We start from the raw sequence: 14,989 nt of genomic DNA, 5'->3' as shown, positions 1-14,989 counted from the left end.
TGCGGCGGAATTCCAGTGAAATCGGACAATTATACTAACATGCACCCCGGGACAAACGATATTCAGGCAGGCAGTTTAAAGCTGATGTCGACCATGGCGCGCCCCAAACCCCTCATGGTGCGCCGGGAGCAACTCATAAAGCTGGGACGACGCAGTCGCCAGGCCTCCGTGTTGCTTTTTTTAATCTCCATGGGATTTGTCATCGCGGCCTTTCCCTACCTGCAATTAGCGCCCCTGACAGCGCTCGCAGTGCTTGGAGCAACCTGCGCACTGCTCCTTACCGCATTCGGCGCATGGGCTCCGCCCCAGTTACAAGATGAAAACGCCAACCTACCTCGTAATGTCGCCAGACTTAGTCAACTCTATATTTTACTCAGTAGCGCAATCGCCATAGCTCTGGGGCCAATAACCGCTTACGTGATCTCCGTTCTCCCTGTCTCCTGGCTTAATAGCGCCACCATCGCCCAATTTGTCAGCGCAGGACTTCTATCCTTTTTTCTTGGGGTCTGGCGAACTCCCTTCGTAATTCTCAGCGCTATGCCTCTGTTGTGGCTCGCTGTTCTGTTAAACGGAAAGCAGCCACTACCGTCGGAGTTATTGACCAATGCGGCAATCCTCTGTGTCTTTTTATACCCGCTAGCAGCGCTGTGGTACTTAGCCTCTAGTCGATATCTCAACCAGAATCTGCAGATGCAGGGTTTGATCGCCTATCTGGAAAACGCCCGCGCCGCCTCAGAACAGTTTAACCAACAACTTGGTCAAGAGATCTCTCACCGAGAAACCATAGAGCATGAGCTGCGGAAAACCCAAAGGCAACTGGAAGACGCCATCTCAGAGCGAACTCATGAGCTGTCCGAAGCCAACCGCATTTTGAGCCAGCAAATCAAGCTGCGGAAAAATATCAGTGACGCGCTGATGAAGAGCCAGACTCGCCTATCGCAAGCTATTGAAGCCACAGGCTTGGCTCTGTGGGACTGGGATATTCCGAGAAACTCTCTCTACCAGTCGTTCTTTCACGACGCGTTCGGCCCTAGAGAAATGACCGCCACGTCATTCGTAGAACGCATGCATGGCCTGATACACCCCTATGACCGTGCCCGCATCAGAAAAGAAATGATGCTTTGTCTGAAGGGAACGACTCAGACCTACCGCGTGCAATATCGGGTCACCACGGCCAAAGATACCTGGATGTGGGTGGAAGACTGCGGCAAACCAGTAAGCTTCGACAAACTGGGGCGCATTACTCGCATGATTGGGTCTCGCCGCAACATCACTAATGAGAAGAGTCGTGATGAGCAATTGCTTCTGGCCAAGTCCGTATTTGACCATACTCCCCAAGGCGTCTTTGCACTGGATACGGAGTTCCAATTCCTTACCGTCAACAATGCGTTCAGCCAAATTACCGGCTATGAGACGGAAGAAGTGATTGGCAGCAGCCTGGAGGACTTTAGCCAGGCCCCCAATAAGCGGCAGGTATTCAGCCGTATTCGGGATGAACTGTCGTTACGCGGCTTTTGGCAGGGAGAATTATATGAAAAACGCAAATCTGGTGAGTTTTACTGCCAATGGCTACAAATTACCGCGATTATCAATGTAGAAGGCGCTACCACCCATTACGCAGGCTTATTCTCCGACCTCACTGAACGCAAACAGACGGACGAAAAGCTCCACTACCTGCTCAACTATGACGAATTGACAGGGTTAGCGAATCGCATGCTGTTTCGCGAGCGCTTGGACAAAATTCTTCGTAAAGTGCGGGAGCAAGGCCTCAGCATCAATATGCTGCTCCTGAATGTCGACCGTTTCCGGCAAGTTAATGAAAGCCTGGGCCAGGACCGCGGAGACGAACTGCTGAAGCAGGTAGCTACCCGCATCTCTCAGTCCGCAGCCCACGTTCATACTCTGGCCCGACTTGGCAGCGATGAGTTCGCCATACTGACCCCAGCGAAAAGCCGTTCCCAGGTGAGCCGTTTCTGCGAGCAATTGCTGGAGGAGCTAAAAGCGCCTTTTAAGATCGACGGACATGAATTTTATGTATCAACGTCAATAGGCGTCACCCAGGCGCCTGATAATGGATGGGAAATCCAAACCCTGATGCAGCAAGCCAATATGGCGGTGCGGCAGGCAAAGTACCTTGGCGGCAACACCTATGAGTTTTACAGTCGCATGTTGCGCAGCATGTCGCGGATGCGACTGGAAGTGGAGACCGAGCTACGCCGTGCGATACAGAACCAGCAAATGGAGGTCTTCTTTCAACCCAAACTTTCGCTGGATAGCGGTCGCATTACCGGAGTGGAGGCGCTGGCGCGCTGGCGGCATCCTCAGAGGGGGCTCATCGGTCCCAGCGACTTCGTGCCCATGGCGGAGGAAAGCGGTTTGATCACTGAGCTAGGCGAGCAGATGCTTGGCGCCGCCTGCGCCCAAGCCGCCGCCTGGAGCCGCGAAGGTCTGGATAATATTCAAGTATCCGTCAACCTTTCCGCCCACCAGTTACGTCAGAGCAATTTGCCGCAAATGGTGCGCAAAGTGCTGCAAGACACAGAACTGCCCCCTCACCTGCTCGACCTGGAGTTGACGGAAAGCACGCTGATGGAAAATATGAGTCGCACCCAGTTCATGCTCTCCCGGCTACGAGAGATGGGCGTACGTATTACCGTGGACGACTTCGGTACAGGATACTCGTCTTTGTCCTACCTCAAACGATTTCCACTAAACGCCCTGAAAATAGACAGGATGTTCATCAAGGATGCCCACCATAACGCTGACGACGCCGCTATCACTCGCGCTGTCATTATGCTCGGCAAAAGCCTGAACCTGGAAGTGATCGCCGAAGGCGTGGAGCACGAAGGTCACATGGAGTTTCTACGGGAGAGCGGCTGCCACACAGTACAAGGCTACCTGATAGCCGAGCCGTTGGGGGCCGAACAAATGGCCAATCTGTTGAGAACACAATGCGCCGGTCCCGCACAGCCGCAAAGTTCAACGCCCGCCATTCAATAACACCTACGCCTGTGAGGCGGCTGGCCGTAGCAGAAAAATAGAAGGAGGCTATTTGTCTGCCTGATTAATAGTCAGTGCAATACTGCTTCGCTTTTGTCTATCCTTAGAGCAGGTTTTTACCATGCCTGGCTCTCAAGGGCGGACATGCGTGCGTTACCCGCCGCCAAGGCGATACGACAATCCAACGTAGTTGAAGGTAGTTGAATGGAGCGCCCCCGCGATTTATTGAACTGGCTCCGTCAGAACCGGGGCACATTACGCAAAAGCGAGCAGAAAGTCGCGGAGTGCGTGCTGCGCAACCCCAGTGACGTTATTCATATGCGCATCGTCGATCTGGCCACTGAAGCCGGCGTCAGCGAGCCAACCATTGTGCGATTCTGCCGCACCATCAGTTTCGACAGCTTTCAAAGCTTTAAAGTCAGCCTCGCCCAGCAACTCGCAAGCATACAAAAACAGACGCCCTTCCCAATAGAAACGGGAGATAACCTGCAACAAACCGGAGCAAGAATTTTCCATGACGTACAGTCGTCATTGCTACAAGTCTTCAACCAACTGGCCTGGGAGCGGATTGAGCAAGTTTGCGCTTGGATATCTGAATCCCGACGCCTGTTTTTTTTCGGCTATGGCGCCTCAGCGGCCGTAGCGGCGGACGCCCAGCAAAAATTCTTTCGCTTGAAGCTGGAAACCCAGGCCTGCCCTGATCCAGACACGCAGATGATGATCGCCGGCCTCGTGGAGGCCAATGATGTTATTGTCGCCATATCCCATAGCGGCCGCACCAACAACCTGATTCAATCCTGTATCCGCGCACGCGCTTCAGGCGCCAGAGTGGTCGCTATAGGTCCACCGCAATCAGCGCTCGCCAATATCGCCACCCTCAACATCGGCGTCTCAGTGGAGGAAGACACTGACGCCTTCACGCCGCTGGTTTCCCGCCTTGCGCACTTGATGGTTCTAGACACCATCGCCACCAACCTGTTTCAAAAACTTGATGAACGTCATGCGCAAAGGCTCAACCAAGCGAAAAAGAATCTAAGCTCGTTGCGACTCTCGCCTAATTAATTGTATTATCGGTGAAATAATATACAGCATAAGACCGACGCTCCTCAGTCGGCTGGACAAGGCATCGCATTCACGCAGGAACGGATTGATAACGCGCGTTATCAAGCAGTAAGCCGGTTGTCATTCCAGTGTAAAAAATAACAACTACAGTGAACCGTCACTAGGCTAAGGGGAAAGCCATGCAAAACATGAATCAATCTTCCGATTCCGTCGCCAGCACCATTCTTGACGTTTTTTACGAAACCGAAACTCAGGAGAGGAAGAGCAAAGAAAAGCAAGCCTCAAAGCGACGTCTTCAAGCCCGCCGGGCAATCGAAGACTATTTGGAAAACAAGCGGTTGCGTGAGGCTACCGAAGACTACTATTTATCTAAATAAACGCACTTAGCAGCGTTTTTCGCGTGCGCGCCCGACGCCTCCAGGACGCACGCGCGTCTTCCGCAAAGCAAAGCGGATCGCTGGATATTTCACCAAAATAAACCAGACTTGATGATGCCGGTTAACGGCTGAAATACGCATGGTGAAATCCAGGGAGCATGATGATGGAAACGCTGCAGCTGCGAGATATTTCAGAAACCGCACTCCTGCCCTTGTGGGCCAGGGCGATGGAAACCCTGCGCCCGGACGCCATTATTCACGACGATAAGGCCCTGGAAATGTACCAGCGCCTCAATTACGACTTCAAGCGCTTCAGTAACGCCTGGCTGTCCCAACTGGCCATCGCCATACGCACAGACCTCATTGACAAGCTGGTGACTGAGTTTATCAACGCTCATCCCCATGCTGTGATCATCAATCTCGGCGCAGGATTCGATAGTCGCTACCTGCGTGTGGACAATGGCCAGATTCAATGGTTCGATCTGGACTTGCCTAATGTTATCGCCGCCCGTCGCCTCTTTTTCAACGACTCTGATCGCTATCATATGTTGGAACAGTCGCTGTTCGACGTTTCCTGGCTGGAACACGCCGCCAGTGACGCGGACAATTGTCTGATATTGGCGGAAGGCGTTCTCATGTATTTCACCGAGCAACGTATTAAACAGTTCTTCAATGATCTTGCAGAACGCATCCCTCATGCTCGCATGCTTTTTGAGATGCTGCCCCACGGAGCGCTTGGGCAAGCTCACTTACATGAAGCCGTAGGCTGGATGAACGCTGCTTTCCAGTGGTCTCTGCATAATATTCGTCGTCTGGAAAGCTGGAATCCCCACATAAAGGTCAGGGAAGAGTGGTGCATTCTCGACTACCACTGGGAACGCTGGGGAGCGCTAAGCTTTCTCGCCTGGTCTCCCTGGCATCGTTATCTATTTGGCGAAAAGCTGGCTCTCTTGGAGTTTGATTGAGCAACAGCTCGATTTGCTCGGTCAGCGTCTATACTATTAATCAGGCAAACAAATAGCTTCCTTCTATTTGTCTTCCGCAGCGTTGTCGCACAAGGGGATATCCGTATTCAACAGGAGCCCGATATGTCATGAAGCCAATTACCTGCCCGCAGTTTGTTGAGTTGGAAAAAGACCTGATTGACGAATTTGTCGCCTGCTTTCAGGAAAACGTAGAAGAAATCGAGCACACGATCCAAACCTTGGAGCATCAAGTCAATCCTGATTTGATCAACGAGCTGTTCCGCAGCATGCACTCCCTCAAGGGCAACTGCAGAATGGTTTTTCTTGACGCCATGGTGGACGTTATCCATGAGCTGGAGGAAATCGTTTCCGACATGCGTAAAGGCGAGCTTCCTTACCAGCCCATGTTCGGCGTTTTCTTTATGAGCATTATCGGTTATGTGGAAACACTGGTCGGACAATTGGCGAGCGACCATACTGCTGACGGCGATCTACAGGAGTCCCTGTTAAGAGTTATCTCCAAAGTACGCAACGCCTCGCCTGGAAACGTAATTGCCGTCATTAATGAAGGTCTGGATGAGTTGCTATCCGGCCCCAAAGATGCAGGAGAAGCACCGCGCCCAGAGGCTGCGATGCCGAGTTACTTTGCCCCGGGCAAAGACTCCGACCAGCAATTATTCCGCTTCCTTGCACGGCAGCTGGACCAGCTCAGCATCTACAGAAAGGATCGCACACAAAAGGAACTGGAACTATGCATGGCCATCAACGAAGAACTGGGCGGGCAGCTTAATGAAGAGCAGCTCAGCGCCGCCGTACTGCTACACGATTTAGGCATGGCTTTCGTGCCTGTTGGTTTGGCCCATAAGCACGAAGAACAGCTGTCCCGGGAAGAACAGAAAATAATGGCGGCCCATGTCGCCACCAGCTCGCAAATTCTGCATCGATTTGGTGGCTGGGAAGACGCCTCCCAGATAGTCCTGCATCATCACGAACACTATGACGGTAGCGGTTACCCATTTGGCGTCAGCGGTAAAGATATACCATTAGGCTCCAGAGTCCTGGCAATTTGTGACGCTTTTTTTGAGATAACCAGTGAGCGGGCAGATCGTTCATATAAGAAGTCACTGTTTGAGGCGGTGCGTTACGTAAACAGTTACAACGGCTCGTTGTTCGACCCAGATTGTGTTGAAGCCTTTAATATGGCGGTAAGAAAACTCTATATCGCCAAAGAGGGTTAAAGCCTTTTCGTCTCCAAGAACAAAAAAACCGCATCTGGCGTCGCCAGCGCGGTTTTTCATTTTGAGAGCGGAGAATCAAATCGCCCCCGCCGTGCTTCCTATTGCTGATTAAGCAGCTTGCTTACGACGACGCAGACCAACGAACGCCAATCCAAGCCCCATCAGAGCCAGTGCGCCGGGCTCAGGCACAGAGAAAGGAATCTTGCCTTCGATAGTATCGTTACCACAGGTCATGCCCCAATGGAAAGCAAGCTCATCGCCTTTCAGCAGCTCAGTGCCAGCAATGTCAAAGGTGAAAGAAACCTTGCCGTTTACAGTGTCAACCAGCCAAGAGCCGGAGCCAACGGAAGTTACGGTAGAGCTGTCAGTTTTAACAGCGACTTCCTGACCGTGACGGTAGGTTGCGTATCTGCCATTGATGAAATTGTTGGACAAGTATGCATTATCGCGGTTTGCCGCGCCATTCAGCTCATATAGCGCGCCATCTCCGCCAACAGTACTCCAACGGTCATCCAGATTGAACCCGTAAGTCCACTTGGTTCCAGTGCTATGTCTATCTTCCAAGTAGCCAGTATCAGCATCGCCATTAGGCGTCCAAGAAGAAGACAGGAACAAGTCGCCAAATGCGATACCTTTTTTCTGACTCAATGCAGTATCAGTGACATAGTTATTGAAAACACCAACATGATTTACAAAATTAGTGTACACGTCGACTGTCAGCATAGTGCCAGAAACGCTTACATCAATTCCCTTTACATCGAACTTTGAGGCGTCTCCGATTACGTCGCCATATCCATGGTCTTTGCCCACATATTCATCGTTAATTTGGTATGCATAGGCGGAGACAGAAGAACACAACGCCGCTACTGCAGCCAGAACTTTGAAAGTTTTCATAGACAACTACTACTCGATTATTAGTTTATTGATTTGTAAGCCTTAAGGCCTGCACAAATTAGTGACACTATATAAGCATTTTCGGGGCCAACTTTAATAAGCGCCTGATACCAAAGAACTAAACTATGAAAGAGTGCGATGTCGGTTAAGTTTTCAGCTTAATGATGTAAATTTAACCGACACACTAACCGGCCAGCTGTAAAGGCTCTTTGCGCCAAACAGCCTCATCTTTTTATAAACGGCAGTCACAGAAGGATGCACTTTACTTAATTTGTTCTACTTTTAGATAAGGAGGACGAGACAGTACACAAATTTTTCAGTCTACAAGCCGCTTGAGGGACTATGGCTCAGGAGTAGAGCCAATCTGCGGGGCTAAACATCGAGCGAAAGCCATGTCAGACTTCGATGCGCTGCTAGCAATATCCGGTACGGCATTAATCGTCGCAGGGATAGTGTTGTTTATTGCGGAAAAAATTATTCACCACAACCGCCAAGGTCGCCTTCCTCCGGATATTATGTATCCTGCTCTCATGCTGACTGTCGCTGGCGCAGGCGTCGCGTTGATTCCCACTCTTCAGCCGGAACTCCAAGAGTTCGAGCATTTTCCCCCACCCAGTGCAGGCTTCTCAGTCTATGACACAGACATCGTAGTACAGGGTAGTCCGAATTTATTCAAAGACTCTGTTATAACTACTCCTAAGCAAGTTTCGCCCAAGAGTAAGTACGATCATGCAGGCCTATTCGATTTGCTGTCATACAGTGTCAATGGGACGCCTCAGCAGCTGAACGGCTCTATGGACATAAGGCCGACTAACGACAACGTATATGAATGGATCGCCGATATAGAAGCTTACACCGACTACGGTTTGCCCGTGATCTACTACTATACCGGCAAACTCTACCAAGAGAACGGCGATTGGCGTTTGCAGATTACATCGAGTAATGACCACTCATGGGAAAAGGGCTTCTCGGTTCCTGCGCAAGTCGATATACGCCATGACTATTTAAGCCTGAGCTACGATTACAACGGCGTGAGCGTCCTCGCGGTATGGCGCTCGGATTAACGCTCACGCTCCGTCTTTACAGATTAACCTTCTTCCACTCTTACCCCTCTCCAGAAAGCAACGTAGTTCTGAATGTTTCTGGCTGTTTCTGAAGCTGTGGGGTAATACCAGGCTGCATCTCGATTGGTCGATCCTTCCACTTCAATATCGTAATAACAAGCAGTGCCTTTCCAGCCGCAAACGGTTCGGGTATCGCTTGGCTTGAAATATTCAGATCGGATTGCTGAAGGAGGAAAGTAATGATTGCCTTCCAATATGATTGTGTTCTGACTTTCGGCAATGACTGCGCCATTCCATATAGCTTTCATAGTCTATCTCCTGATTGTCTATCGATTGTTGTTATTCTTTTCGCATCCCGCGTTTCACTACCGACAGAACGTCATGCGCGAGCTCAGTATAGAGATACGAAGGCGCACGGAAAAGGTATCAATTATCTTGTGGGGAAGACTGTCCCTGATGTCCAAGTTTAAAGGCTATATAAATGACGGCCAGACTGAGCAGGAACCAACCCAGCCCCCACATCATGCCCGAACCGCCATAAGCTTCCCCAAGCATAACCGCGTCGGACCGTAAGTGAGAGCGCTCGATGGTATCGCTGTATATATCCAGCGGCGCATATAACATGCTAGTGACGCCAATAACTCGCAGCACACCGTCATTAAACGAAGCAGGCAGCCATATTGCACTGGCGATCATCGCTCCGCCGGTAGCGAGCGCAAACCCCAATGCGAAGACATCCCTGATCCACCAGGCCGCAATAGCCAATAAAGAAAGTCCCAGAATAAACATAAGGACTCGATCCATACGGCTTAGCAGCGCCGTTAGATATATCAACACACCCCAAATCAACGACCCCAGGTAACCAGCGGATAGTGTCAGAAAACGACTACCGCCACGGGACAGCACATACCCGCCTTGATCAATGGAGATGACCATTTCCACCACTTCGCCTCCAGTCGCCACGGTCATAATGGCGTGTGACGCTTCATGAAAGAAGACCACGAGCAGTTTCAAGGGAATCAGGACTGGGTATGGCCAAAGCACGACGACCAGCAAAATAACGCCAACGAGAGGAAGGTATGCTTTGGCCAAAATAGACTCCTTAGCGACTTTGGGCTGGAATTGAAAAGCCGCGTCAAGACGCGGCCTTAAGATAGCGTACTATGTTAAATATAGCCGCCTGTTATCTTACCTGAAAAACTATACTGCCGTGTCATACTCCATGATCTCATAGGAGTCGCTGAGACCAATCGCAGGCGTACCATATCCCGCTAAATGCCAAAAACGAGGAAACCAAGCCTGGAAGGCGGCAGTCGTTGGGAACCAAAACTCACCGAAATTGGGGTCAAAAAAGGTTACATCTGTATCGCTCCATGCTGCGACAGCATGAGCGAAGTTCGGGCCAGCAATTCCAATCATTTTGTATGATTTGGCGCTGGTGGTGATTGCCCGCCCGATTTCCGCCGAAAAGTCTCTACGGCGCCCTCCACGTTCGCCAGTCGACCCTCGCGACATACCTTTGAACCAGGTTGGACCGCTCGAAATATGCTTACGTCTAGTCACTCCTTTGGATTGCAACCAGCGCTCTGTCGCATAGGTTTGGTCTTCTCTGCCAATACCCGGCTGCCCCACAACAGCCCCGGAATTCATCGTGCTTCCGATAATAAACATCTGCATAATCTGGCGGACTTTACTGGGGTTAATCTCCCCACCGGAGCCACTAATCCAGCCAGCCAAAGAGGTAGCTTCACCGGATCGAGCATATTTCTCCGCATTGGCGTGAACTTCCAACCACTTCGCAGCCAGCATTTCGCAAATTCCACCACTTGTGTCCGGATTGGTAAGAATCAAGCTTCTCACCGGGTTCTTCACCTGAGAAAAGCGCCAAGTGCAATGGCCGCCCGCGGCCGCTGCGGAGTTTTGGACTCCCGCCACACGCAAAGACAAAATATTATGCGCCAACCAATCAAACATAACGGGCATTTTACGTACTCCTGATAACAACAAATCTCGTAAAAATTCTTTTTACCCCTATCTAAGAGCTAACTCTGAGAGTAAAAAGTAACGGAAGCGGCGAGTTGGAATATTAATTCAAATCGATAGGTTCCTTGTATCTGGGAAATCGCTCACAGACCCACTTTAAGCTCATAGACTTTAGTCCACCTTTCTCTGCGCGTCAGTCCCAAGCTAGTCAGACCTCCATTATCCCGTCAGGTTCCCTCAGAGCTGTTATATTTATTAGTGCGCCTTTTCTTCATCCGTGAATTGCATAGGTGATGTTATGGACCCAAGGGAAGTGAAATCCGTCGACGACGCACGCACGCTTATAGAAGACTCCATGTTCAAGCACATTAAGGTAGGCGTATTTGATATGGATGGCGTTATGCGCGGCAAATATATGTCTCGAGACAAGTTCCTGTCCTCGTTAAGCAAAGGTTTTGGTTTCTGCGATGTGGTCTTGGGCTGGGACGTAAAGGATCAACTCTATGACAATGTCGCCTACACCGGTTGGCATACCGGCTATCCTGACGCCCAGGTCCATATTATCCCCTCCAGTTGCCGTCCATTGCCTCTTGAAAACGGTGGCGTCTTTTTTCTCGGAGAGTTTGCCAATAACGCTGAATCAATCTGCCCCCGAGGCCTTCTAAAAAGAGTTATAGCGAAAGCCCGCGACATGGGATTTGAGGCGGATTGCGGATTTGAATACGAGTTTTTTGTTTTTGAAGAGTCGCCTCACAGCATCCGGGAAAAGGCATTTCGAAACTTGGATCCCATGGCTCCTGCGGAGTTTGGCTATTCCGTCATTCGCAACAGCGTGGCGTCGGAGACCTATATAAGCCTGTTGCAATTGGCTGACGATATGGACTTTCCTCTAGAAGGCCTCCATGAGGAAACAGGACCCGGCGTGCTTGAGGCTGCAATTTCCCATGATGATGCATTGAATGCAGCAGATAAGGCGGCGCTGTTTAAGACCTTCACTAAAGTAGCCCTACAAAAACAGGGCAAAATGGCTACCTTCATGGCCAAGTGGTCAAAAGACTATCCCGGGCAAAGCGGCCACATACATTTATCGTTAAAAGACGATGAAGGGGTAAACCTCTTTTATGACAAAGAAAAAGAGGCCAATATGAGCGCGACGATGCGCCACTTCATTGCGGGCCAACAAAAGCTCATGCCAGAATTAATGGCGATGATTGCACCCACTATTAATTCTTATCGCCGATTGATTCCTGGGTTCTGGGCTCCTACCACAGCCAGCATAGGTATTGATAATAGAACCTGCGCTATTCGCATCATTCCCGGAGGCGCGCAGTCTCAACGCCTGGAATATAGAATCGGCGCCGCCGACGCCAATCCCTATGTCATCCTAGCTGCGGTCATTGCATCAGGGCTATGGGGAATAGAAAACAAACTTGAACCAGAATGCATGGTGACAGGCAACGCTTATGAACAAACATTTCCCAAACACCTTCAGCTTCCACTGACTTTGTGGGATGCGGCGCAACGCCTGAAAGCCAGTCAAATGGCCAGAGATTTCTTCGGCTCCAGTTTTGTTGATCACTTTGCAGCGACACGCGAGTGGGAGGAGAGAGAGTACAGGAAATACATTTCACTGTGGGAGTTGGAACGCTACTTCGAAATCATTTGAGTAAGAGCGTCAACGGACGATGTGGAGAGAAGCGATGTCTGGACCGGAGAAAAAGACTCTCCCTCCGATCCAGAATCATCAAAACTAGCAGCGGCTATAAATTATTTAGCGCGCTTTCTAGCTACGAGACCAACCAGACCCAGACCCAACAGGGCGAAAGTAGTAGGCTCTGGAACAGAGTGAACGGAAATTTTCCACTCTTCAGTCTCACCTTGGTAATAGTGACCAGTTGGAGTCATACGATCTTCATAGCTACCAGTGTATGCAGTTTTCCACTGATCATTCCATGAGCCGCCGTACATGTTGGTGATGGAGTGGCTGCAGGTTACGATAGCGCGCAACCAGAAATCGCCTACGTCAGCATTGGTCAGGGTGTATTCGCTGGAGAAGAAAGAGAAGTCGGGGTTGGTAGGCGCCTGCCAAGAACCCAGAACTGGTTCGAAGTCAGTGAGTTTGTGTTCGCCGTATGCGATTTCGTCGCTAGCGTCGAATACGCCGTTTTGATCCCAGTCAATCCAAGCCTTCATCAGGTCAGCGTAGTGTGTGCCCACATTTTTCTTGTGTACGTTGAATTTGAATTGAACGGTTTGACCAACAGTTAAATCTTCACGGCCCCAGCTTGCGCCACCGTCAGTGGTCCAGGAAACGCCGTAGGAGTCGCCATTAGGCGCGTCAGCCAGTTCCTGCCACGCAGTAGTGTCGTGAGTAGTAGTGCCATAGGAAGCAGGGATAGCATAGGCGCTGGCTGCGCCAAGCATAAGTGGAAGGCTTGCGAGAAATGCTAGTTTCTTCATGATGTCCTCTGAACAAATGTCGGTTAAATTGTTTAGCGTAAATGCTAGTTTTTATTGTGAAGAGCAGAGCCCTTATCGTCCCCGTTATATAGCAACCACCATGCCAATCTTTATACCCTTGATTTATAAGGACAAAGCTTTTTTGTCTTAATAGACATGTAAAAATAATGGACTATTCATTAAAAAAAGTGCAGGTACGTTTAACACTCTAACGCACAGTAATAGCGGAACTGCCTCAACCCTCACTACCTATTCTTTTTTCAGCAAAGATTTTCAGCATGGCAGTGTTATTGGCGGGTCAATAACCAGGCGTATAAATGCGCCTGCGCTGCGGCGAGCCGCGGAGGACAGGGCCTAACACGCGCGGGTCCTGTCGTAGTAAACAAATAGAAGGAATCTATTTGTCTGGCTGATTAATAATTAGGAACGTTCCACAAGATTCGTAAAACACCGCGACATCCCACAGGAATTTGCAATAATTAGAGCTGAGCAGAGGGAAATTTATTGCGACGACAAGTATAGGGAAGCAACTATCATGAGAATCATTTCACCCATTGACGGATCAGTGGTGGCGGAGCGGGACCCAGCCACCAATGCACACATCAATCTGGCGCTTGAACGCGCAATCACTGCACAAAAGATCTGGCGCACGGTCTCCGTTGCGGAGCGCGCCCGTTACTGCCGACTGGCCATTGACGCTCTGTCTGCGCATACGCGGGAGATCGCTCCCGAGATAACCCTCCTGATGGGCCGCCCAGTGCGCGACGCGCCTCAAGAGATCAAAGACGTGGAGGCCTGCGCCGGACATATGATTGATGTTGCGGAAAGCTGTCTCGAAGAGGTTTTAACGCAGCCAAAAACCGGCTATCGCCGCTATATAAAACGCGAACCGCTGGGCATTGCATTATGTATCGCACCTTGGAGCCATCCTTATTTAGCCGCCGCCAATGCAATCATTCCGGCTCTAATGGCGGGCAACTGCGTCATCCTGAAACACTCAATACAAACGCTACTGTGCGCGGAGCGCTTCTCTCATATTTTCTTTGAAGCGGGTCTACCAAACGGCGTATTTCAATATTTACACCTTGATCACGCCGACGCGTTGCGTTTGATCAGCGACCAGCGGATAAAGCATGTGTCCTTCACCGGTTCAAGCGTCACAGGCGCGGCTATCGAACACGCAGCGGCTGGAGCTTTCAAAGGCCTGTCTTTAGAGCTGGGAGGCAGTAATCCCGCCTATGTTATTGCTGACGCCTCTCTCTCTAAAACCGCCGCAGGGATTGCTAAAGGCGCTTTCTTCAATTGTGGACAATCCAACCACGCCATTAGACGCATTTATGCTCATGAAGATATTTATGACGATTTCTTAGACGCCCTGATTGCTGAGGTAAAAACCTACAGGCTGGCGAACCCGATGGACCCCTCCACCACATTGGGGCCTATGGCCAGCTCGCAAAAGGCCATAGCCGCGAAAACGCAAATAAAAGCCGCCATTGCTCAAGGCGCAACTCCTTGCATTGACGACATGTATTTTCCTGATTCACACATAGGCCCGGCTTACCTCGCCCCCCAGGTGTTAACGAATGTCGATCACTCTATGACCCTGATGAAAAGCGAAACATTCGGCCCGGCCATTGGCGTCATGAAAGTAAAGGATGATGCGGAAGCCATTCATTATATGAACGACAGCCTCTATGGCCTGCGAGCTTCTCTATGGACACAGGACGCCGCCCGCGCCCAAGCGATAGGGGAGAGATTACAAACTGGCTCCGTGCTTATGAATCAAAGTGATTGTATTGATCCAACCCTGGCCTGGGGCGGCGTTAAACAGTCTGGATTCGGCCCCCTGTTATCAGAACAGGCCTATGCGCAACTTACCCACTGCAAGTCTTATCACTTACGAATAGCTTGAGTGCAGAGCTTGCAACCCGCCTTCACCTGGCGCT

General features: G+C 50.5%; 13 protein-coding genes. 8 read left to right on the top strand and 5 right to left on the bottom strand.

All coding sequences use genetic code 11. The features are described 5' to 3' along the window. Positions 1-39: 39 nt before the first annotated feature. The 5 genes from AC2IBB_RS04850 (at position 40) to AC2IBB_RS04830 (ending at position 6,642) form a co-directional block, all read left to right on the top strand. Entirely contained in the window at positions 40-3,000 is a 2,961-nt protein-coding gene (locus AC2IBB_RS04850; protein ID WP_486331777.1) for a putative bifunctional diguanylate cyclase/phosphodiesterase, read from the top strand. A gap of 204 nt (positions 3,001-3,204) precedes the next feature. Further along, entirely contained in the window at positions 3,205-4,062 is an 858-nt protein-coding gene (locus tag AC2IBB_RS04845) for a MurR/RpiR family transcriptional regulator (RefSeq protein ID WP_486331776.1), read from the top strand. 179 nt (positions 4,063-4,241) lie between these two features. After that, complete coding sequence (locus AC2IBB_RS04840; RefSeq protein WP_486331775.1) at positions 4,242-4,439, top strand: PA3496 family putative envelope integrity protein; 198 nt, start codon at positions 4,242-4,244, stop codon at positions 4,437-4,439. A 158-nt stretch (positions 4,440-4,597) separates the two neighbouring features. Then, positions 4,598-5,404, top strand: a complete 807-nt coding sequence (locus AC2IBB_RS04835; protein WP_486331774.1) for a class I SAM-dependent methyltransferase — start codon at positions 4,598-4,600, stop codon at positions 5,402-5,404. Between the two features lie 128 nt (positions 5,405-5,532). Beyond that, positions 5,533-6,642 carry an HD-GYP domain-containing protein gene (locus AC2IBB_RS04830; protein ID WP_486331773.1) on the top strand — a complete coding sequence of 370 codons (1,110 nt, stop codon included), beginning with the start codon at positions 5,533-5,535 and terminating at the stop codon, positions 6,640-6,642. Between the two features lie 108 nt (positions 6,643-6,750). Here the strand turns inward: AC2IBB_RS04830 and AC2IBB_RS04825 are convergent, their stop codons facing one another. Further along, positions 6,751-7,536: a PEP-CTERM sorting domain-containing protein gene (locus tag AC2IBB_RS04825; protein WP_486331772.1), complete on the bottom strand. Its 786-nt coding sequence runs from the start codon at positions 7,534-7,536 to the stop codon at positions 6,751-6,753. Positions 7,537-7,928: 392 nt separating this feature from the next. On the opposite strand from AC2IBB_RS04825, the gene AC2IBB_RS04820 reads away from it, so the two are divergent. Beyond that, the gene (locus AC2IBB_RS04820; protein ID WP_486331771.1) at positions 7,929-8,600 is read left to right on the top strand and encodes a hypothetical protein; all 672 of its coding nucleotides are present in this window, start codon (positions 7,929-7,931) and stop codon (positions 8,598-8,600) included. Between the two features lie 23 nt (positions 8,601-8,623). On the opposite strand, the gene AC2IBB_RS04815 is transcribed toward AC2IBB_RS04820, so the two are convergent. From AC2IBB_RS04815 to AC2IBB_RS04805, 3 genes are all read right to left on the bottom strand, one after another. After that, complete coding sequence (locus AC2IBB_RS04815) at positions 8,624-8,908, bottom strand: DUF427 domain-containing protein (protein ID WP_486331770.1); 285 nt, start codon at positions 8,906-8,908, stop codon at positions 8,624-8,626. A gap of 118 nt (positions 8,909-9,026) precedes the next feature. Beyond that, positions 9,027-9,692 (bottom strand): M50 family metallopeptidase, encoded by a 666-nt coding sequence (locus tag AC2IBB_RS04810; protein ID WP_486331769.1) that lies wholly within the window; start codon positions 9,690-9,692, stop codon positions 9,027-9,029. A 108-nt stretch (positions 9,693-9,800) separates the two neighbouring features. Continuing rightward, entirely contained in the window at positions 9,801-10,583 is a 783-nt protein-coding gene (locus AC2IBB_RS04805; RefSeq protein WP_486331768.1) for a YopT-type cysteine protease domain-containing protein, read from the bottom strand. A 298-nt stretch (positions 10,584-10,881) separates the two neighbouring features. Here AC2IBB_RS04805 and AC2IBB_RS04800 point away from each other — a divergent pair, with 298 nt between their 5' ends. Continuing rightward, positions 10,882-12,249, top strand: coding sequence for a glutamine synthetase family protein (locus AC2IBB_RS04800; RefSeq protein WP_486331767.1), 1,368 nt, complete (start codon positions 10,882-10,884; stop codon positions 12,247-12,249). Between the two features lie 101 nt (positions 12,250-12,350). Here the strand turns inward: AC2IBB_RS04800 and AC2IBB_RS04795 are convergent, their stop codons facing one another. After that, complete coding sequence (locus AC2IBB_RS04795) at positions 12,351-13,043, bottom strand: GEVED domain-containing protein (RefSeq protein ID WP_486331766.1); 693 nt, start codon at positions 13,041-13,043, stop codon at positions 12,351-12,353. Positions 13,044-13,578: 535 nt separating this feature from the next. Between AC2IBB_RS04795 and AC2IBB_RS04790 the strand changes: the two genes are divergently transcribed. Continuing rightward, positions 13,579-14,955 (top strand): aldehyde dehydrogenase family protein, encoded by a 1,377-nt coding sequence (locus AC2IBB_RS04790; protein ID WP_486331765.1) that lies wholly within the window; start codon positions 13,579-13,581, stop codon positions 14,953-14,955. Positions 14,956-14,989: the final 34 nt, after the last annotated feature.

This window comes from Hahella sp. NS-SX17 (genome assembly GCF_057367735.1).
This window is presented reverse-complemented; position numbering and strand designations above follow the sequence as displayed.

Coding starts and splice junctions, on each gene's coding strand:
- AC2IBB_RS04830 (WP_486331773.1), top strand. CDS start 5,533: ATGAAGCCAATTACCTGCCCGCAGTTTGTTGAGTTGGAAAAAGACCTG.
- AC2IBB_RS04825 (WP_486331772.1), bottom strand. CDS start 7,536: ATGAAAACTTTCAAAGTTCTGGCTGCAGTAGCGGCGTTGTGTTCTTCT.
- AC2IBB_RS04850 (WP_486331777.1), top strand. CDS start 40: ATGCACCCCGGGACAAACGATATTCAGGCAGGCAGTTTAAAGCTGATG.
- AC2IBB_RS04845 (WP_486331776.1), top strand. CDS start 3,205: ATGGAGCGCCCCCGCGATTTATTGAACTGGCTCCGTCAGAACCGGGGC.
- AC2IBB_RS04820 (WP_486331771.1), top strand. CDS start 7,929: ATGTCAGACTTCGATGCGCTGCTAGCAATATCCGGTACGGCATTAATC.
- AC2IBB_RS04790 (WP_486331765.1), top strand. CDS start 13,579: ATGAGAATCATTTCACCCATTGACGGATCAGTGGTGGCGGAGCGGGAC.
- AC2IBB_RS04805 (WP_486331768.1), bottom strand. CDS start 10,583: ATGCCCGTTATGTTTGATTGGTTGGCGCATAATATTTTGTCTTTGCGT.
- AC2IBB_RS04835 (WP_486331774.1), top strand. CDS start 4,598: ATGATGATGGAAACGCTGCAGCTGCGAGATATTTCAGAAACCGCACTC.
- AC2IBB_RS04815 (WP_486331770.1), bottom strand. CDS start 8,908: ATGAAAGCTATATGGAATGGCGCAGTCATTGCCGAAAGTCAGAACACA.
- AC2IBB_RS04800 (WP_486331767.1), top strand. CDS start 10,882: ATGGACCCAAGGGAAGTGAAATCCGTCGACGACGCACGCACGCTTATA.
- AC2IBB_RS04840 (WP_486331775.1), top strand. CDS start 4,242: ATGCAAAACATGAATCAATCTTCCGATTCCGTCGCCAGCACCATTCTT.
- AC2IBB_RS04795 (WP_486331766.1), bottom strand. CDS start 13,043: ATGAAGAAACTAGCATTTCTCGCAAGCCTTCCACTTATGCTTGGCGCA.